Origin of the sequence: Janthinobacterium sp. 78 (genome assembly GCF_003096775.1) — a bacterium.
Taxonomy (GTDB): domain Bacteria; phylum Pseudomonadota; class Gammaproteobacteria; order Burkholderiales; family Burkholderiaceae_D; genus Janthinobacterium; species Janthinobacterium tructae.
In genome coordinates this window covers 1,052,481-1,071,970 of sequence record NZ_QENT01000001.1, presented here as the reverse complement: position 1 = coordinate 1,071,970, position 19,490 = coordinate 1,052,481, and the positions used below count along the sequence as shown (strand labels likewise).

Annotated in this window: 12 protein-coding genes, 2 tRNA genes and 4 rRNA genes; 5 read left to right on the top strand and 13 right to left on the bottom strand. The window is 57.2% G+C overall.

Translation table 11 applies throughout. From position 1 onward, the window contains the following. Position 1: 1 nt before the first annotated feature. Together C8C92_RS04690 and C8C92_RS04685 are read right to left on the bottom strand one after the other, a co-directional pair. The gene (locus C8C92_RS04690; RefSeq protein ID WP_010393464.1) at positions 2-340 is read right to left on the bottom strand and encodes a P-II family nitrogen regulator; all 339 of its coding nucleotides are present in this window, start codon (positions 338-340) and stop codon (positions 2-4) included. Positions 341-351: 11 nt separating this feature from the next. After that, positions 352-1,119 carry a TorF family putative porin gene (locus C8C92_RS04685; protein ID WP_099760754.1) on the bottom strand — a complete coding sequence of 256 codons (768 nt, stop codon included), beginning with the start codon at positions 1,117-1,119 and terminating at the stop codon, positions 352-354. 269 nt (positions 1,120-1,388) lie between these two features. Here C8C92_RS04685 and C8C92_RS04680 point away from each other — a divergent pair, with 269 nt between their 5' ends. The 4 genes from C8C92_RS04680 (at position 1,389) to C8C92_RS04665 (ending at position 4,404) form a co-directional block, all read left to right on the top strand. Beyond that, complete coding sequence (locus tag C8C92_RS04680; protein ID WP_035824443.1) at positions 1,389-1,637, top strand: accessory factor UbiK family protein; 249 nt, start codon at positions 1,389-1,391, stop codon at positions 1,635-1,637. Positions 1,638-1,748: 111 nt separating this feature from the next. After that, a complete protein-coding gene (locus C8C92_RS04675; RefSeq protein ID WP_116743136.1) occupies positions 1,749-3,269 on the top strand; it encodes a YifB family Mg chelatase-like AAA ATPase in 1,521 nt (506 codons plus the stop codon). Between the two features lie 64 nt (positions 3,270-3,333). Further along, positions 3,334-3,879 carry a hypothetical protein gene (locus tag C8C92_RS04670; protein WP_099764302.1) on the top strand — a complete coding sequence of 182 codons (546 nt, stop codon included), beginning with the start codon at positions 3,334-3,336 and terminating at the stop codon, positions 3,877-3,879. 180 nt (positions 3,880-4,059) lie between these two features. Continuing rightward, positions 4,060-4,404: a DUF1840 domain-containing protein gene (locus C8C92_RS04665; protein WP_071079548.1), complete on the top strand. Its 345-nt coding sequence runs from the start codon at positions 4,060-4,062 to the stop codon at positions 4,402-4,404. Between the two features lie 61 nt (positions 4,405-4,465). On the opposite strand, the gene rrf (C8C92_RS04660) is transcribed toward C8C92_RS04665, so the two are convergent. The 6 genes from rrf (C8C92_RS04660) to C8C92_RS04635 all read right to left on the bottom strand — a co-directional run bounded on the left by rrf (C8C92_RS04660) (position 4,466) and on the right by C8C92_RS04635 (position 10,041). After that, a 5S ribosomal RNA gene (rrf, locus tag C8C92_RS04660) occupies positions 4,466-4,578 on the bottom strand. A 289-nt stretch (positions 4,579-4,867) separates the two neighbouring features. Beyond that, positions 4,868-4,980, bottom strand: a 5S ribosomal RNA gene (gene rrf / locus C8C92_RS04655). 138 nt (positions 4,981-5,118) lie between these two features. Next, a 23S ribosomal RNA gene (locus C8C92_RS04650) occupies positions 5,119-8,008 on the bottom strand. Between the two features lie 243 nt (positions 8,009-8,251). After that, positions 8,252-8,327, bottom strand: a tRNA-Ala gene (locus tag C8C92_RS04645). 25 nt (positions 8,328-8,352) lie between these two features. Next, positions 8,353-8,429: transfer RNA gene (locus tag C8C92_RS04640), tRNA-Ile, on the bottom strand. Between the two features lie 81 nt (positions 8,430-8,510). Then, positions 8,511-10,041, bottom strand: a 16S ribosomal RNA gene (locus C8C92_RS04635). Together the 16S, 23S and 5S rRNA genes with 2 tRNA genes alongside form the textbook arrangement of a ribosomal RNA operon. A gap of 630 nt (positions 10,042-10,671) precedes the next feature. Between C8C92_RS04635 and C8C92_RS04630 the strand changes: the two genes are divergently transcribed. Continuing rightward, positions 10,672-12,660, top strand: a complete 1,989-nt coding sequence (locus tag C8C92_RS04630) for a sigma-54-dependent Fis family transcriptional regulator (RefSeq protein WP_243136199.1) — start codon at positions 10,672-10,674, stop codon at positions 12,658-12,660. Between the two features lies 1 nt (position 12,661). On the opposite strand, the gene C8C92_RS04625 is transcribed toward C8C92_RS04630, so the two are convergent. The 5 genes from C8C92_RS04625 to C8C92_RS04605 form a co-directional block, all read right to left on the bottom strand. Beyond that, positions 12,662-13,672, bottom strand: a complete 1,011-nt coding sequence (locus tag C8C92_RS04625; protein WP_116743135.1) for an FAD:protein FMN transferase — start codon at positions 13,670-13,672, stop codon at positions 12,662-12,664. Next, positions 13,662-15,734 (bottom strand): 4Fe-4S binding protein, encoded by a 2,073-nt coding sequence (locus C8C92_RS04620; protein WP_243420118.1) that lies wholly within the window; start codon positions 15,732-15,734, stop codon positions 13,662-13,664. The genes C8C92_RS04625 and C8C92_RS04620 overlap by 11 nt, the downstream gene beginning before the upstream one ends. Before the next feature lie 87 nt (positions 15,735-15,821). Beyond that, positions 15,822-16,982, bottom strand: coding sequence for a porin (locus tag C8C92_RS04615; protein WP_243420117.1), 1,161 nt, complete (start codon positions 16,980-16,982; stop codon positions 15,822-15,824). 287 nt (positions 16,983-17,269) lie between these two features. After that, entirely contained in the window at positions 17,270-19,036 is a 1,767-nt protein-coding gene (locus tag C8C92_RS04610) for a methanol/ethanol family PQQ-dependent dehydrogenase (protein ID WP_099760758.1), read from the bottom strand. 28 nt (positions 19,037-19,064) lie between these two features. Beyond that, positions 19,065-19,454 carry a DUF779 domain-containing protein gene (locus tag C8C92_RS04605; protein WP_034756816.1) on the bottom strand — a complete coding sequence of 130 codons (390 nt, stop codon included), beginning with the start codon at positions 19,452-19,454 and terminating at the stop codon, positions 19,065-19,067. Positions 19,455-19,490: the final 36 nt, after the last annotated feature.

The following is a 19,490-nucleotide window of genomic DNA, read 5'->3' as shown; positions in this document are numbered from 1 at the left end:
CTTAGAGCGCTTCGTTGCCGGTTTCACCGGTACGGATGCGGATGACCTGTTCCAGGTTGTAGACGAAAATCTTGCCATCGCCGATTTTACCGGTACGCGCGGCACCTTCGATCGCTTCGATAGCCTGGTCGACAATGGCGTCATCGACGGCCGCTTCAATCTTGGTTTTTGGCAAGAAATCGACGACATACTCAGCCCCACGGTAGAGTTCCGTGTGACCTTTCTGGCGGCCGAACCCTTTCACTTCAGTGACGGTAATGCCTTGCACATTGATAGCCGACAAGGCTTCACGCACTTCGTCCAGTTTGAATGGTTTAATGATTGCGGTAATCATTTTCATGGCAGTCTCGCTTAAAAGGTTTTGGACACGGTCAGCACGAGACCGGATTTCGCCAGGTTCTTGCCATTCGGTGCCAGCGACGTGATGTTGGCCTTGACGTAAGCCAGGGCGACTGTTGCCATGCCGAAATCCTTGGTGACACCCAGCTTGTAGTCGGTGTAGCTGAGGGAATCGTTATGCGCGACCTTCTGGCGGCCCACATGCAGGTTCAGCAGATAACCTTCGTACATATCGATATTGGCGCCCACATCGAGGTAGCCGCTGTTCTTGCTGTCGGCGACACCAAACAGATTGGTCGTCGAGTGCGAGTACTTGATATAGGCAGGGCCATAGCCAAGCTGACCGTACAGCTCGAAAGTGTTGGCATTGGTGCTCAGCCCATTCGAGGGATAGAAGTAGTACAGGCCGCCCACGTCATAGGTGAAATCCTTGCTGATCTCGCCCCGCTTGCCGCCGTAGACATCCCATTCCAGGTTGGTATCGCCGCCGCCATCCTTGATCCATTTGATGCTCGACAGCCAGGTGCCCACGTACAGACCCGTCGGATTGTGGGTATAGTCGGCACCGCCGCTGATGGCAGGATCGAGACGGCTTTGCGACACGCCACGGTAACGATAGTCGCTGGTCAGCGCCACGTTGTAGCTCACCACGTTATCAGGTACGGCTTCGGCCGCAGCAGGCGCTGCCACCGCATCCTGGGCCATGGCGCTACCGCACACGGCGGTCATGGCCAGCGTCAACGCTGCTACTAAAGTCATGTTCTTGGACAGATTCTTCATGGCGATTCCCTTTTATTGAACTTTTAAAGCGGTTGAGGTTTAAAATCTTGGCTGGAGATCACAAAGCGTTCATACCTTCTTTAGCAGAATACGTGCCAGCTCTCAGCCACCTTGACAGGTGCATTTCCGTCCATACCTACCCTGCAAGCCCTTGGGCATGCGGAAATGGGCTGCTGAAGCGTTGTGGATTTACCTATTTCCGCACCAGATTAACACCGCTGTGCACCGCAATGGTGCGATGCACATGCCGCACCATAAAAGGACTGACCATGGACATGAATACCTTCTTTAACGACTTGCAAGGCAAGATTCACCAGGCCATCGAGAACTCGCCGGCCAAGGATATCGAAAAAAACGTGAAATCGATGATGACCCAGGGCTTCGCCCGTCTCGATCTCGTCACGCGCGAGGAATTCGATATCCAGGCGCAAGTGCTGGCCAAGACCCGCGCCAAGCTCGATGCTTTGGAATTGCGCCTGATCGAACTGGAAACGCGCCTGAACGACCCAAAGGCATAAAGTACCGCCAGCAAGGTCGCGTTATACACGGCCTTGCTGGCATATCTCAAGCCTGACAGCGCTTCAAGCGCTAGACTGATCCTGACCGCGCTCGCGCCACAGGGGAGTCTGATGAGTCTGGCCGTCCTGAAAAGCCGCGCCCTGGCCGGCATGGAGGCACCCGAGGTAAGTGTCGAAGTCCACCTTGCCAATGGCTTGCCCTCGTTTACGATAGTCGGCCTGCCGGATACGGAAGTGAAGGAATCGCGCGACCGCGTCCGTGCCGCGCTGCAAAACTGCGGCTTTGACATGCCGGCGCGGCGCATTACGGCCAATCTGGCGCCGGCGGACTTGCCCAAGGAATCGGGCCGCTTCGACTTGCCCATTGCGCTGGGCATCCTGGCCGCCTCCGGCCAGTTGCCGGGCGACCAATTACACCACTATGAATTCGCGGGCGAACTGTCACTGTCGGGCCAGCTGCGCCCCATCCGCGGTGCGCTGGCCATGACTTTTGCCATGCAGCGCAGCCAATCGGGCACACCACGCGCCTTCATCCTGCCGCAAGCGAACGCGGACGAGGCGGCGCTGGTCAGCGATGCCTGCATCTATCCCGCCCACAGCCTGCTCGAGGTCTGCGCGCATTTTGCCGCGCCCGCCAGCCAGACGGCCCTGCAACGCCATCAACCCGTGCTGGCAGCGCACGCTTTTGCGTATCCCGACTTTGCCGATGTGCAGGGGCAGCAGCAGGCGCGACGCGCACTGGAAGTGGCGGCCGCGGGTGGCCACAACGTCTTGATGGTGGGGCCGCCTGGCGCGGGCAAGACCATGCTGGCCAGCCGGTTTCCCGGCGTGCTGCCGCCCATGAGCGATGCAGAGGCACTGGAATCGGCCGCAGTGCATTCGTTGGGCGGCCACTTCAAGGTGGAACACTGGAAACGCCGCCCCTATCGTGCACCGCACCAGACGGCGTCCGGCGTGGCCCTGGTGGGCGGCGGCAACGTGCCGCGCCCGGGAGAAATCTCGCTGGCACACTGCGGTGTGTTGTTTCTCGATGAAATCGCCGAATTCCAGCGCCGGGTCCTCGATGTCTTGCGCCAACCCATGGAATCGGGCGTCATCAGCATTTCGCGCGCGGCCCGCCAGGCCGAGTTTCCTGCCCGGTTTCAGTTGATCGCCGCCATGAATCCCTGCCCGTGCGGCTACCTGGGGCATGCTTCCGGCCGTTGCCGCTGTACGCCCGACGCCGTGCTGCGCTATCACAGTCGCCTGTCCGGCCCGCTGCTCGACCGTATCGACCTGCAAATCGAAGTTGCCGCCATGCCACCGGCGGCGCTGGGGCGGCACGCAGGCCCCGGCGAAAGCACGCAATCCATCGCCACGCGGGTAGCGGCAGCCTTTGCCCTGCAGCTGGCACGCCAGGGGAAAGCGAACCAGCGCCTGAGCAGCACGGAAATCGAACAGCATTGTCGCCTGGAGCCACATGGCGAACAGTTGTTGCATGGCGCCATGGCGCGCCTGCACTGGTCGGCACGCACCTACCACAGGGTACTGCGCGTGGCGCGCAGTATCGCCGACCTGGCAGGCAGCCCCACGATCACGCAGCCGCATGTCGCCGAAGCGATCCAGTACCGGCGCGTACTGCGTGAAATGTAAGGAGTGCAATGAACGCCACATGTGCGCGATTGCGCGTGACTGGCGGCACTGCTACCATCTGCTGATGAAAAAACCATCACTTGCCCTCTCGCTGGCTACGCTCGCGGCCGCCAGCATCCTGTCTGCCTGCAGTCCGAAATTCGACTGGCGCGACTATCGCAGCCCCGACGCTCAGTTCACGGCACTGTTTCCAGGCAAGCCGGCCGTGCTGACGCGCGAGATCGATCTCGATGGCAAGAAAGTCAGCCTGACCATGACGGCGAGCGAGGTTGATGGCAATACCTTCGCCATCGGCAGCGCCGTGCTCGACAACGCAGAACAGGCGCAAGCGGCCCTGCCCGCCATGCAGACTGCCCTCTTGAAAAATATCAACGGCACTGTGCGCAGCGAAAAATCCGCATCGGCAGCCAGCAGCACTGCTGCCGGAATACATCAGCGCAGTTCGCTCAGCATCGAGGCCAGCGGCACGCAGCAAGGCAAGCCTGTCCTGCTGTTCGGCCGTTTTGTGGCCCAGGACAAGCACATCTTCCAGATCATCATTCTCGGTGAAGAGCGCAAGCTGTCGCGTGACACCATCGACACCTTCATGGACTCAGTGAAGCTGGATTGAGACTTAGCGATCGCTTAAACAGGCAGCTGCCTGGAACAGCCGCCCTTGTAAATACGTGTGTTGTCCAACAGATGGCGATATCCGGCGCGCAAATGTGCAATCCGCGCAATCGGACGGACTGTGCGATATTTCAAGTCGTGATATTGTTTCGACACTAACAACAAGTCTCAGAAAGCCCCTATGTTGATCTCATTCAAATCCAAATCCTCCCCTGAAGTGCTGATGTACCAGGAACATGCCCAGCGTATCCTCGACATCCTGCACAAGAACCCCACGCGCGGCGTCATTACGCCAACGGAAGCAGGAGATGCCCTGGCCCTGCTGGAAAAAGAAGTCGCGGAAAGCAAATTGCATCCGGAAAATGACATCGAGCACGATACCCATACGCCGGAAACGCTGGAAGATGGCGAAACGGGCACCCATGCGCGCGCGCAAAAAGTGCATTTTTCGCAGCGCGCCTATCCACTGATGGAGATGCTGCGCTCGGCCAAGGCGGAAGGTGAAAGCATCACCTGGGGCATCTGATCCGATGAATGTTGCAGACGAAAAAAAACCCCGCACCTAGCGGGGTTTTTTTATATAACAAGCCTGACGATAACCTACTTTCACACTGGTTGCAGCACTATCATCGGCGCAAAGTTGTTTCACGGTCCTGTTCGGGATGGGAAGGGGTGGGACCAACTTGCTATGGTCATCAGGCATAACTTTTTCAACAGCCTGCTCCCAACGGGGCAGCAAACCATCAGATCTGAGGAGGCGAATTATACCGTAGGTCAGCTTAGCGCGCAAGCGTATAAGCCTCTCCCCCGAACGCCAACAATGTTGTCGGATTACGCTACGCTAATCCGACCTACCGGCTCTGACCGTAGGTCGGCGTAGGTCGGCTTAGCGCAACGCGCGTAAGCCGACAGCCAGCACCAAACAAAACCGCCAGACGAAAAAAAACCCCACCATTGCTGGCGGGGTTTTTCTCTACTGCGAATAACAAGCCTGACGATAACCTACTTTCACACTGGTTGCAGCACTATCATCGGCGCAAAGTTGTTTCACGGTCCTGTTCGGGATGGGAAGGGGTGGGACCAACTTGCTATGGTCATCAGGCATAACTTGTACTGGCATTTGTCCTCAGTGGAGCGACAAAGCCTGAATCTGGAAGAAGCAAAGATTGGGGTAATGAATAGTAGTATCAACAAACGCACAACGTTGTACCGTCTTATCCTCTGTACCTGCTAAGGTTATAGGGACAAGCCGTACGGGCAATTAGTACTGGTTAGCTTAATGCATTACTGCACTTCCACACCCAGCCTATCAACGTCCTGGTCTCGAACGACCCTTCAAAGAGCTCAAGGCTCTGGGAAATCTCATCTCAAGGCAAGTTTCCCGCTTAGATGCTTTCAGCGGTTATCTCTTCCGTATTTAGCTACCCGGCAATGCCACTGGCGTGACAACCGGTACACCAGAGATACGTCCACTCCGGTCCTCTCGTACTAGGAGCAGCCCCCTTCAAATTTCCAACGCCCACGGCAGATAGGGACCAAACTGTCTCACGACGTTTTAAACCCAGCTCACGTACCACTTTAAATGGCGAACAGCCATACCCTTGGGACCGGCTACAGCCCCAGGATGTGATGAGCCGACATCGAGGTGCCAAACTCCCCCGTCGATATGAACTCTTGGGAGGAATCAGCCTGTTATCCCCAGAGTACCTTTTATCCGTTGAGCGATGGCCCTTCCATACAGAACCACCGGATCACTATGTCCTACTTTCGTACCTGCTCGACTTGTCAGTCTCGCAGTTAAGCACGCTTATGCCATTGCACTATCAACACGATGTCCGACCGTATCTAGCGTACCTTCGAACTCCTCCGTTACACTTTAGGAGGAGACCGCCCCAGTCAAACTGCCTACCATGCACTGTCCCCGATCCGGATAACGGACCAAGGTTAGAACCTCAAACAAACCAGGGTGGTATTTCAAGGTTGGCTCCACGAGAACTAGCGTCCCCGCTTCAAAGCCTCCCACCTATCCTACACAGATTGGTTCAAAGTCCAATGCAAAGCTACAGTAAAGGTTCATGGGGTCTTTCCGTCTAGCCGCGGGTAGATTGCATCATCACAAACATTTCAACTTCGCTGAGTCTCGGGAGGAGACAGTGTGGCCATCGTTACGCCATTCGTGCAGGTCGGAACTTACCCGACAAGGAATTTCGCTACCTTAGGACCGTTATAGTTACGGCCGCCGTTTACTGGGACTTCAATCAAGAGCTTGCACCCCATCATTTAATCTTCCAGCACCGGGCAGGCGTCACACCCTATACGTCCACTTTCGTGTTTGCAGAGTGCTGTGTTTTTATTAAACAGTCGCAGCCACCAGTTTATTGCAACCCTTTCACCCTTCTGGAGTAAACCAGTCAAGCTACCGGGGCGTACCTTTTCCCGAAGTTACGGTACCAATTTGCCGAGTTCCTTCTCCCGAGTTCTCTCAAGCGCCTTAGAATACTCATCTCGCCCACCTGTGTCGGTTTGCGGTACGGTCTCGTATGACTGAAGCTTAGAGGCTTTTCTTGGAACCACTTCCGATTGCTTCATGCACAAGTGCACTCGTCTCAACCCCTTGAATTCCGCGCCCGGATTTGCCTAAGCGCCTTCTATGAGCCAAAAACCAACTATTCCAACAGTTGGACAACCTTCCGCGATCCGTCCCCCCATCGCATCATACGACGGTGCAGGAATATTAACCTGCTTCCCATCAGCTACGCATCTCTGCCTCGCCTTAGGGGCCGACTCACCCTGCTCCGATGAACGTTGAACAGGAAACCTTGGGCTTACGGCGTGGAGGCTTTTCACCCCCATTATCGCTACTCATGTCAGCATTCGCACTTCTGATACCTCCAGCATCCTTTACAAGACACCTTCGCAGGCTTACAGAACGCTCTCCTACCATATATATCTGTGATAAATCACAGAACAATATCCGCAGCTTCGGTGACTGGCTTAGCCCCGTTACATCTTCCGCGCAGGACGACTCGATCAGTGAGCTATTACGCTTTCTTTAAATGATGGCTGCTTCTAAGCCAACATCCTGACTGTTTTAGCCTTCCCACTTCGTTTTCCACTTAGCCAATCTTTGGGACCTTAGCTGGCGGTCTGGGTTGTTTCCCTCTTGACGCCGGACGTTAGCACCCGACGTCTGTCTCCCAAGCTCGCACTCATCGGTATTCGGAGTTTGCAATGGTTTGGTAAGTCGCAATGACCCCCTAGCCATAACAGTGCTCTACCCCCGATGGTGATACTTGAGGCACTACCTAAATAGTTTTCGGAGAGAACCAGCTATTTCCAAGTTTGTTTAGCCTTTCACCCCTACCCACAGCTCATCCCCTAATTTTTCAACATTAGTGGGTTCGGACCTCCAGGGCGTGTTACCGCACCTTCATCCTGGCCATGAGTAGATCACTTGGTTTCGGGTCTACACCCAGCGACTGATCGCCCTATTCGGACTCGATTTCTCTACGGCTTCCCTATGCGGTTAACCTTGCCACTGAATGTAAGTCGCTGACCCATTATACAAAAGGTACGCAGTCACGGAACAAGTCCGCTCCTACTGTTTGTATGCACACGGTTTCAGGATCTATTTCACTCCCCTTCCGGGGTTCTTTTCGCCTTTCCCTCACGGTACTGGTTCACTATCGGTCGATTACGAGTATTTAGCCTTGGAGGATGGTCCCCCCATATTCAGACAGGATGTCACGTGTCCCGCCCTACTTGTCGCATGCTTAGTTCCACACATCGCATTTCACGTACCGGGCTATCACCGTCTATGGCTCCCATTTCCAGAGGATTCTGTTATGCGTCATGCTAAAACATGCAGGCTCTTCCCATTTCGCTCGCCGCTACTTTGGGAATCTCGGTTGATTTCTTTTCCTGCAGCTACTTAGATGTTTCAGTTCGCCGCGTTCGCCTTGCATACCTATGTATTCAGTATGCAATACCCTAAAAGGGTGGGTTGCCCCATTCGGAAATCTGCGGATCAAAGTGTGTTTGCTCACTCCCCGCAGCTTATCGCAAGCTACTACGTCCTTCATCGCCTGTAATCGCCAAGGCATCCACCATGTGCACTTATTCGCTTGTCCCTATAACGTTAGCCTCTCATCATTTGCATGAGGAAAGAGCGCTACAGGGATAAGAAAGTACAACGTTGTTGCTTGTTTGTTGATACATACAATCATTACCCATCGATTTGCTTTTTACGGCAAACCAATCAATAAATAATCTTTACTTCTTCCAGATTGTTAAAGAACATACAGCACTTGATCTCGAAAAGACCAAACCTAAATCCCGGTGCACTTATCAGCACTGATTTACGTTTGAACTTTTGGTGGAGGATGACGGGATCGAACCGACGACCCCCTGCTTGCAAAGCAGGTGCTCTCCCAGCTGAGCTAATCCCCCTAGGGTATTTCCAGACTACAGAAACTGGTAGGGCTGGTTGGACTCGAACCAACGACCCCCGCGTTATCAACACGGTGCTCTAACCAGCTGAGCTACAGCCCCAAATGCTGTTCTTTATATTAACAGCCGATAAGTGTGAACATTTGATGCGTGAATCAGTTACCTGACTCGTGCAAACTCTAGAAAGGAGGTGATCCAGCCGCACCTTCCGATACGGCTACCTTGTTACGACTTCACCCCAGTCACGAATCCTACCGTGGTAAGCGCCCTCCTTGCGGTTAAGCTACCTACTTCTGGTAAAACCCGCTCCCATGGTGTGACGGGCGGTGTGTACAAGACCCGGGAACGTATTCACCGCGACATGCTGATCCGCGATTACTAGCGATTCCAACTTCATGCAGTCGAGTTGCAGACTACAATCCGGACTACGATACACTTTCTGCGATTAGCTCCCCCTCGCGGGTTGGCGGCGCTCTGTATGTACCATTGTATGACGTGTGAAGCCCTACCCATAAGGGCCATGAGGACTTGACGTCATCCCCACCTTCCTCCGGTTTGTCACCGGCAGTCTCATTAGAGTGCCCTTTCGTAGCAACTAATGACAAGGGTTGCGCTCGTTGCGGGACTTAACCCAACATCTCACGACACGAGCTGACGACAGCCATGCAGCACCTGTGTACTGGTTCTCTTTCGAGCACTCCCAAATCTCTCCGGGATTCCAGCCATGTCAAGGGTAGGTAAGGTTTTTCGCGTTGCATCGAATTAATCCACATCATCCACCGCTTGTGCGGGTCCCCGTCAATTCCTTTGAGTTTTAATCTTGCGACCGTACTCCCCAGGCGGTCTACTTCACGCGTTAGCTGCGTTACCAAGTCAATTAAGACCCGACAACTAGTAGACATCGTTTAGGGCGTGGACTACCAGGGTATCTAATCCTGTTTGCTCCCCACGCTTTCGTGCATGAGCGTCAATCTTGACCCAGGGGGCTGCCTTCGCCATCGGTGTTCCTCCACATATCTACGCATTTCACTGCTACACGTGGAATTCTACCCCCCTCTGCCAGATTCTAGCCTTGCAGTCTCCAATGCAATTCCCAGGTTGAGCCCGGGGATTTCACATCAGACTTACAAAACCGCCTGCGCACGCTTTACGCCCAGTAATTCCGATTAACGCTTGCACCCTACGTATTACCGCGGCTGCTGGCACGTAGTTAGCCGGTGCTTATTCTTCAGGTACCGTCATTAGCAAGAGATATTAGCTCTCACCGTTTCTTCCCTGACAAAAGAGCTTTACAACCCGAAGGCCTTCTTCACTCACGCGGCATTGCTGGATCAGGCTTTCGCCCATTGTCCAAAATTCCCCACTGCTGCCTCCCGTAGGAGTCTGGACCGTGTCTCAGTTCCAGTGTGGCTGGTCGTCCTCTCAGACCAGCTACTGATCGATGCCTTGGTAGGCTTTTACCCTACCAACTAGCTAATCAGATATCGGCCGCTCCACGAGCATGAGGTCTTGCGATCCCCCACTTTCATCCTTAGATCGTATGCGGTATTAGCGTAACTTTCGCTACGTTATCCCCCACTCTAGGGTACGTTCCGATATATTACTCACCCGTTCGCCACTCGCCACCAGAGCAAGCTCCGTGCTGCCGTTCGACTTGCATGTGTAAGGCATGCCGCCAGCGTTCAATCTGAGCCAGGATCAAACTCTTCAGTTTAATCTCTGTTTAATGTCATTTCTGACAGGTCGGACAGCATCACTACCATCCAAATCTTTTGCATTGCAAAAGATTTGCTCACTCAAAAAACTGACAGGCTACTTCCGAAGAAGTATCCTATTTCATTATTTCTTGTGAACATTTGATATTTTAAGTTAGACGCCAATCCGAAGATTGGCGCTGCACTTACATCAAATGCCCACACTTATCGACTGTTAATTGTTAAAGAACGGTATTCGGTGCTACTTTCGAGCTATCGACAAAGCGTTGTGTTTGTCAGCTGCGAAGAAGGGAGAGTATGAAGCTTTTTCAGAATTTCGTCAACCTTCTTTATTTCCCACTTCACTCGGCATTTGCATGCATCGTTCAGCGAGGGGGCGAATTATAGCCCTGCCCCGCGCACCCGGCAAGGGCTATTTTTCAGTTCCGAGAAACAGCCCTGGCACCGCACTTGCTTATACAGACATATGCACTACACACTGATGGCAGCAACTCTGGGCCTGGCAGCAACACTGGGGACAGCCCGGTTCGCTTTGCTTTGCTCCCATCTGTGACAGGTGCTACATTATGGAACACTCTCGATATTCAAAAGAGCGCCGCAGTACAGGGCCCAACGGAGGCAACGAGATCATGTATCAACCGTCAGCTACTTACCGTAGCGCACCGTTTTCGTCCATCGCGGACGCGAACATTTTGCCGGCAGGACAAGACAACGTCCCCGTCATCATCGAAACGTCCCATCAGCGTTCAGTCGCCTTTGGCCTGTCGCCCACGGCCACGCCCGACTTTACGCCGGCCGGCAAATCCGATCTGTCACTGCTGATCGAGCAAAACCGCATGCTGCACACGCACGCGCTGCCCGCCATGGAAACGCTGTACCAGCAAATCGTCAACACGCACAATATGGTGATCTTGACGGATGCCAACGGCGTGATCGTGCATTCGCTGGGCGACGATGATTTCCTGGAGAAAGCCAACCGCGTGGCGCTGCAGCCGGGCGTGGCATGGTCGGAACAAAGCCGCGGCACGAATGCCATCGGCACGGCCATCACGGAAAAAGTACCGACGTTGGTCCATGCGGACCAACATTACCTGGCCGCCAATCATTTCCTGACGTGCTCCGCGGCACCGATCACCGACCACCGGGGCAATGTCATCGGCGTGCTGGACGTGTCCAGCGATCAGCGCAGCTTTCACAAGCATACGATGGCCCTGGTGCGCATGTCGGCGCTGATGATCGAAAATCAACTTTTTTCTGCCACCTTCGAGGACGCCATCACCGTGCACTTCCACGCGCGTCCCGAATTCATCGGCACCTTGATGGAAGGCATCGCCTCATTCACGCCGGGCGGGCGGTTTTTATCCGCCAATAAAAACGGTTTGTTCCAGCTGGGCCTGTCATTCGCCGCGCTGCAATCCCATACCTTCAGTTCCCTGTTCGGCCTGCCCGTTTCCGCCTTGTACGAACATTACCGCACGGCCTCGCCCGGTTTGCTGAATCTGTGCATGCACAGCGGCGTGCGCGTGTACGGGCGCGCACAGTTGCGCCTGTCCAATAGCGTCTTCCAGCACGGCTTCACTGCCAGCACCGACCATAGCGATATCAACGCCGTGCCGGCCCAGGTTCCCGCGCCGGCCAGCCATGCGGCCAACGCGGCGCGCCGCCTGTCCGGCCTGCGCTACTTGCGCACGGGCGATCCGCAACTGGAACTGGTGATCGAAAAGGTCAACAAGGTATTGGGACGCGATATCCCCATCCTCGTCATGGGCGAGACAGGCACCGGCAAGGAATTGCTGGCGCAAGCTATCCATAACGACTCGCCGCGGGCGATGGGACCGTTTATCGCCGTCAATTGCGCGTCGATCCCGGAAACCCTGATCGAGTCTGAACTGTTCGGCTATGAAGATGGGGCATTTACGGGCGCGCGCAAGAAAGGGGCCATCGGCAAGATCCTGCAAGCCAATGGCGGCACCCTGTTCCTCGATGAAATCGGCGACATGCCCTTTGGCTTGCAGGCGCGGCTGTTGCGCGTGCTGCAGGAACGCATGGTCACGCCGCTGGGCAGCAGCAAATCGATCACCGTCAATGTGGAACTTATTTGCGCCACGAATCACAACTTGCGTGAACGCATGGCCAAGGGACTGTTCCGCGAAGACCTGTATTACCGCCTGAATGGCCTGGTGGTCAAACTGCCGCCGCTGCGCGAGCGCACCGACCTGGACACGGTCGTCAAGAAAATCCTCGCAACGGAAGCGCCCGATACGCGCTACACGGTGGCGCCGGACATCCTGCGCATGTTCCACCAGCATAAATGGCCAGGCAATTTCCGCCAACTGACGAACCTGTTGCGCACGGCCATCGTCATGGCAGGCGACGAGCATGAAATCTGTCTGCGCCACATGCCTGATGATTTCCTCGACGATATTGAGATGACGCAAGCCCATGCCGCCAGCGCCAGCACCGACCGCATGATCGCCGCCGGCGCCAACCTGGAAGAAATGGAACAAAGCGCGATTCTCAAGTCGCTCGATGCCCACGGCGGCAACGTCTCGGCCACGGCGCGGGCCCTGGGCGTGTCGCGCAACACGATCTATCGCAAGGTACCGCATCTGAAATGACCTAGAGTAAACGGGCAAAGCCGGGCGACATCTCGCGCCGCCCCGACTTGTCGATGGTCATCAGGTCGACGCCCTGCATGTGTGCGGCCATCGCATGCGCGCGCGCGGCCCCCGTCACCATAAAGGTCGTCGACAAGCCATCAGCCAGCAAGCCCGTGGGCGCCAGCACGGTCACGCTGGCCAGTTCGCGCGGCGAATCACCGTTCGCTGGGTCGAAGATATGGTGATGCACGAAGTCGGGCGTAAACGTGCATTCGTAATCGCCTGACGTGGCCACGCTGCGCCCCTCCACTTGCAAGGTGGCCGCCAGGATTTCTGCGTCGCGCGGGTCCTGGATGCCCAAGGTCCACGGACGGCGCAGGGAGCGCTGTCCGCGCGCAATGAACTCACCCGTGTCGAGCAGCGCGTGCCGTATGCCGCGCGCCTGCACGGCCGCCAGCGCCACGTCCGCCGCGTAGCCTTGCGCCAGGCCATTCAAGGTCAGCGCCATGCCGGGCTGAAGAAAACGCACTTCGCGGCGATCCCACGCCAGTTGCCGCCAGCCTACCCGCGCCTGCGCGGCACGACGCAATGTGTCCGTCGGCAAGCTTGCCTGGTCTGCCGCCGCGCGAAACAGCTGCCACAAGGGTTGCACGGTGATATCAAACGCCCCATCGCTCGATTGCGACAAGGCTTGCGCCTGCGCCAGCACGGCCAGCAGATGCGCGTCCGGCCGGGCCAGACGGCCGTCACGATTCAGCTGGAAGACTTGGCTGGCCGGGCTGTAAATACTCATCAGGCGGTCGATATTCCTGGCCGCATGCAAGGCGTCTTCAATCGCCAGTTCGGCCTGGTGCTGATCGTGGTGCAACACGGTGACGGTGATCGTCGTGCCAAACGCCAACGCGGCGCCTTGATAAGGCCGCACGCCGGACGCCGTGGCCGTGCCGCGCGCCATGCTGCCAGGCAAGGACAAGCCCGCCATGCCGGCCACGCTGCCGATCGCTGCGGAAATAAAGGTTCTACGCTGCATTGCTGCTCTCCTCTGCCGTGGCCCGGACGATGGGAATGGTACGGGCACGCTTGATTTCCAGCATCAAGGGTGCGCATTTTTCATCGCTGGCGTAAATCACCACGCAATCCATGCACTGGAAACACTCACCGTAATCGACCTTCCCGCTGGGCGCGATGGCGTGATACTCGCAACGGTGGCGGCAAGTCTGGCAAGGCGTGCCGCATTGCTTGCGGCGGGGAATCCAGTTGAACAAGCGAAAGCGCCCCAGCAGCGCCAGCGCCGCGCCAAACGGGCATAGATAGCGGCAAAAGAATTTGTAGGAAACACTGCTAAGCAGCAGCAAGCCCACGGCATAGGCGACGAAGGGCCAGGCGCGCACGAAGTTCAGGGTAATGGCCGTCTTGAACGGCTCCAGCTCCACCAGCTTGTCCGTGATCTGGCTGGAAAACATGCTGCTGCCAAGAATGGCCGCCAGCAAGCCATACTTGATCCATTTCAAGCGCCCGTCGAGGCGCGGCTTGATCTTCCACTGCGGCAAGCGCAACCACTGACCCAGCTTGCCCGTGAATTCCTGCAGGGCGCCAAACGGACACAGCCAGCCGCAAAACGTGCCGCGCCCCCAGATAAACAGACTGAGCAGCACGAAAGCCCACAGGATCACCGTCATCGGATCGAACAGGAAAAAGCCCAGGCTGCGCCCCGCCAGCAGGGCCTGGATGACACCCGTGATATTGACAATCGATAACTGCCCCTGCGCGTAGTAGCCGATGAAAGCGATGGTAAACACCAGGAACAGGTTGCGGAACCAGGTAAATTGCCGGCCATCGCGCACCAGGCGTTTCTGCCAAGTCAATGCGCCGGCCAGCAGCGCCATCCCGGCCAGCAAGAGCAGCAACTCAGCCTTGCGGTTCTTCCACGTGCCGCGCCATGTGGCATCGTCGCCTTGCGGTGCGCTATAAAAATCAGCAGGCAGGCGGTAGCTGAAATCCACGTTGCGAGCGATGCGTTCCGGATACACGATGCCCTTGTTGCGCGTGATGGGGAGAGAAAATGCCAGCGGGCTGGCCGCATCGAGCCCCGCCTGGCTGATGATGCGAAACACGGCGATATTTTCTGTCGGCAACGCAGTCCCTTCCGACAAGCGCAATTCCAGGTCCAGGTCGCGCATGTCGATGGGCAAGCCATCCTGCTTCAGCAACAGCCGGTCCGGCACGGTGCCGCGCACGAAATCGTCACCCAGCACGCTGTAGCGCCCGCGCGACATGACGAGAATGGCGTGGTCGCCCTCGTCGAGCCGGTTGCGCAGTTTGTTCCAGCTGCGCTCCGTCAACAGATTGCGTCCCACCGTGGGCACGGAGACATACGCCAGGTACAGGTCGATGAACACGCCGTCCGGCGCGCGCGCGGCTTCCACATCGAGTCCGGCGCCGGGACTGCCGGCAAACAGGGTTTCCACGTCCTTGTTGCTCAGGCGTACATGCTGAATCAAGCCCTGTTCGAGCATCTGCGCCGCGCCGAGTTTCTCGAACACCTCCATGCGGATGCGGGCGATCTGGTCCGGGTCGCGTCCTTGCGCAAAACCCAGTTTTTTGCGCGATACTTTCAAGGCTGACGCCAGCACGCTCTGGTTGATGATGCGCACGGAGGCCGTGGCCTTCGACACGCCGTCGATATCGGCGTGCGTCGCATCCGGTGCGCGTTTCGTCTTGGCATCGATGGCGATATTCTGTTTCAGCGACAAGCCCTGGTACTGTTTGACGAACTGGAACAACGGCGCTTCACCTAGGCCGTCGAGAAACACGGGTTCGTGGTGCGACAGCACGGATACGTCGAGAAAACTGCCTTTCGGATCGATGGCGATCAGCAGATTGACGGGTACGCCGGAAAAGCCGGGAATCGGGGCCAGGTCCACCGATTCAAACGCATAGCCGACCAGTTCGGTGGCCGTGGCGTTTTGCCGGAACAAGGGCCAGACGGGCAAATCGGCCTCCTTGTCGCCGACGACGATGGGAGCAGGAAAACGCCGTACCAGTTCGGCCTTGGTGAGCACGCCCGCCCACGCCTGTCCCAGAATGAACAAAAATAGCCAGCATCCGATGAACAACCGCATTATCCGCATGCACTGTGCTCCGTGCGGCGCCCTGTCGCAAGGCGCCGCGTTCATTAATTAGAAGAAAATAATGCCGCCCAGCGACACGCCATTCATCTTCGCTTCGCCGCCCGTAAAGCCTTTCGAGCGCGTCTGGCCCAGTTCGCCCACCAGGGTGATCGCGCTGTTGAGCGAGTAGTACGCGCCCAGGGTCAGGTTGGCGTTCGACTTCAAGCCGCCCGTGCCGGCCGTGTTGTCGTCGTTCTTGCTGATGCCGTAGGACAAGCCCAGCTTCAGCTTCTCCGTCGTTTTATACGTGCCTTGCAGCAGCCAGTTCTTCGACTTGGTATCGCCCTGGTCCGCATCGGAGAGTATCCCCAATCCTTTGCCGCCCTGGAAGTTGACCAATACGCCGGCCGGGCCCATCTGGTACGAGCCGCCCACTTCCACGCCGCGCATGGTCAGGTCATCGACACCTGGCGTTTTCGAGGTAAATTTTTGCGACTTCACGCCCAGCCAGGCTTTCAAGCCCTCCTGCGCATACGTCACTTGCGCCTGCACTTGCGGACTCGACTTCGAGGAATAGGTCGAGCCTGCCACGATGGGCGTATCGGAGACGGGGCTGACCAGCGCCACATCGACGCCAAAGCCGCCCGACTTCGGCGAGCTGTACATGATCTGGCCATAGTTTCCCAGATAGGTGTAGCCGGCGCCGATATGGCCCAGGGTCACCCGGCCCCGCTGCGTCGCTTGCACGGGTGCACCCGAACCCAACAAGGTCATGTCGGACAGGATCGCATTCGCGCCGAAGATGCCGTAGTCGCGGCCCAGCTTGAAGGTGCCCATTTCCGCATTGCCGAACGTGAAGAAGGCCTGGCGCACATCGACCACGCTGTTCTGGCTGATGGCGCTGTCGGTGGCCGTCGAGTTATAGATGCCGATCAAGGCTTTCACGTCGTACTCGCCCAACCGCGAGCTTGCCGAGGTAATCAAGCCATTCGGCAGCAAGCCATTGCCGATCGTGGTGCGGTCCTTCTCGCCGCCGCAACCGAGCGCCTGGCCACCCAGCGCCAGCCCGCCCACCGCATCGCCCGAACACGACACTTGCGTGTAATAGGCGTTGACGATGCCGCCCACCGACACGGTCCAGTCTCCCGCCTTGATATCGACGGCTTGTGCCTGCCCCATCGCTGCGATTGTCATGACACCCAGGCTCCCCAGCTTGCTCAATGTGTTCATTGCGTCTCCTCTTTCTTCTCTGTTTTTAGTGTGCACACCAGTGATTGATGTACCTCAAGCTTTGGCAATAAGCGTGCCCAGCACTGCTCAGAGGGAGAAAGAGAAAAAGCGTCGTTAACGTGTGCAGCAGCGGATCAATTGCCACAGATAGTGTTCATTTTTTGACCGCAAGTATGCATAGTGGAGAGACTGGTAAACAAAAAACTGACGGCCTGGGCCGTCAGCAAAAAGAAAGCGCCCGGCGGACAGGGAGACACCCGTCCGAATGGCCCGGGCGTTTCACCCCGTTACTTCGATGCCAGTTTGAAGACCCACACGGAACCGCCCTGCTCCAGGAAGTTGACCTTCTTGGCCACTTCGCCACCCCACAGCGGTACCGCACCACCCCAGCCAGATACGACGGCCACATATTGCGTATCGCCATCCTGCCAGGTGACGGGCGGCGCCACGACGCCGGAACCCGTCTGGAATTTCCACAGTTCCTTGCCCGTCTTCGCGTCGACGGCTTTCAGGTAGCCTTCCGGCGTGCCGTAGAACACCAGATTGCCGGCCGTGCTCATCACGCCGCCCCACAGCGGCGCGTTGTTCTTGATTTCCCAGACGATCTTGCCCGTCTTCGGATCAATGGCGCGCATGGCGCCGATGTAGTCGTCAAACAAGGGTTTGATGGTAAAACCGGCACCGAGGAAAGCGCCACCCTTCTTGTAGCTGATCGGCTCGTTCCAGATGTCCATGCCCCATTCGTTCGCGGGAACGTAGAACAGCTTGGTTTGCGGCGAGTAGGCCATCGGCATCTGGTTTTTTGCACCGAGGAAAGCGGGCGCGGCAAACACGGTCGTGCCTTTCTTGCCCTCCTCTCCCTTGGTCGGGTCGCCTGGGCGGCCAGCGGCGATATAGTTCGGCCGTCCCGTTTTCAGGTCGATGCTGCTGGCCCAGGTGATTTTCTTCACAAACGGAAAGGCGTTCTGCAGCTTGCCGTTGGTGGCATCGATGACATAGAAGAAACCGTTGCGGTCGGCCTTGCCGCCGTAGCGCTTGCCATCCATGTCGAAGGTGACGAACTCGTTGGCGCCATCGAAATCCCAGGCATCGTTGGGCGTGTTTTGATACGCCCATTTGATCTGGCCTGTCTTGACGTCCAGCGCCACGGTGGACGAGGAATACAGGTTGTCGCCGGGACGCAAATGGCTGTTCCATGGCGCCGGGTTGCCGGTGCCGAAATAGGCCAGCTTGGTTTGCGGATCGTAGGTGCCGCCCATCCAGGTCGAGGCGCCGCCCGTTTTCCACAGGTCGCCCGGCCAGGTTTTGTTCACCGTTCCCGAGATGCCGTTGTCGATGGCCTTGCCATCCTTGTCGTAGCGGTGGCCCATATGGCCCTCTACCGTCGGACGGCTCCACACGAGGTCGCCCGTCATCGGGTTGCGCGCTTCGACCCGGCCGACGATGCCGAATTCGCCGCCCGACACACCCGTCAGCAGCAAGCCTTCGGCGATCAGCGGCGCGGCCGTCATCGAGTAGCCGGCCGCATAATCGTCGACCTTTTCCTTCCAGACGATCTTGCCCGTGTTCTGGTCCAGCGCCACCAAGTAGGCGTCGAGCGTGCCAAAAATCACCAGGTTGCCATACAGGGCGGCACCGCGGTTGACCACGTCGCAGCACGGCATGATGCCGTCCGGCAAGCGATGCTCATACTTCCACAGCTTGGCGCCCGTTTTCAAGTCGACGGCAAAGATGCGCGAGTACGATGCCGTGACGAACATCTTGCCGTTATGAATCAGCGGCTGCGATTCCTGGCCCCGCTGTTTTTCGCCGCCAAACGAGAACGACCAGGCCGGCACCAGCTTGGCCACGGTCTTGTCATTGATTTGCGTCAACGGCGAATAGCGCTGCCCCTGCGTGCCCATGCCAAACGACAGCACGCTGGCTGGATTCTTCGCCGTGTTGTCGAGCATGGCATTGGTGACATTGCCCACGTCGGCCGCCTGGGCCAACGAGGCCAAGGATGCCAACCCCAAACCGACGACGATCCCCATGATTTTTTTCTGCACAATCATCTCCCTCTGTTTTATTAGTATGTGTGTATCAGGTCTTGCGGTGCTCATGCGGCTGGGCATGCAACAGCGCGCACTCTTCATCGGTGAACAGGCGCGAGCGCGTCAGGAAGCGCTTGCCCGTGCCGTTGTCGAGTGAAAACATGCCGCCATTGCCATCGACCACATCGATAATCAACTGGGTATGCTCCCAGTACTCGAATTGCTCGAGTCCCATGTAAAACGGTGTGCCATTCAAGTTGCCGAGATAGATATCGGTATCGCTGACATCGAACTCGCCCAGCGCATAGCACATGGGCGCGCTGCCGTCGCAGCAGCCGCCCGACTGGAAAAACATCAGCGGGCCGTGACGCTGGCGCAACTTGTCCATCATTTCCAGCGCCGCATCGGTGGCGACCACCCGGGCAATTGCTGCACTCATGGCATCCCTTTCTGCGCGCCGCCCCCGGCTAAGGGC

Coding starts and splice junctions, on each gene's coding strand:
- C8C92_RS04610 (WP_099760758.1), bottom strand. CDS start 19,036: ATGATTGTGCAGAAAAAAATCATGGGGATCGTCGTCGGTTTGGGGTTG.
- C8C92_RS04625 (WP_116743135.1), bottom strand. CDS start 13,672: ATGCAGCGTAGAACCTTTATTTCCGCAGCGATCGGCAGCGTGGCCGGC.
- C8C92_RS04685 (WP_099760754.1), bottom strand. CDS start 1,119: ATGAAGAATCTGTCCAAGAACATGACTTTAGTAGCAGCGTTGACGCTG.
- C8C92_RS04680 (WP_035824443.1), top strand. CDS start 1,389: ATGGACATGAATACCTTCTTTAACGACTTGCAAGGCAAGATTCACCAG.
- C8C92_RS04675 (WP_116743136.1), top strand. CDS start 1,749: ATGAGTCTGGCCGTCCTGAAAAGCCGCGCCCTGGCCGGCATGGAGGCA.
- C8C92_RS04690 (WP_010393464.1), bottom strand. CDS start 340: ATGAAAATGATTACCGCAATCATTAAACCATTCAAACTGGACGAAGTG.
- C8C92_RS04670 (WP_099764302.1), top strand. CDS start 3,334: ATGAAAAAACCATCACTTGCCCTCTCGCTGGCTACGCTCGCGGCCGCC.
- C8C92_RS04615 (WP_243420117.1), bottom strand. CDS start 16,982: ATGAACACATTGAGCAAGCTGGGGAGCCTGGGTGTCATGACAATCGCA.
- C8C92_RS04630 (WP_243136199.1), top strand. CDS start 10,672: ATGTATCAACCGTCAGCTACTTACCGTAGCGCACCGTTTTCGTCCATC.
- C8C92_RS04605 (WP_034756816.1), bottom strand. CDS start 19,454: ATGAGTGCAGCAATTGCCCGGGTGGTCGCCACCGATGCGGCGCTGGAA.
- C8C92_RS04665 (WP_071079548.1), top strand. CDS start 4,060: ATGTTGATCTCATTCAAATCCAAATCCTCCCCTGAAGTGCTGATGTAC.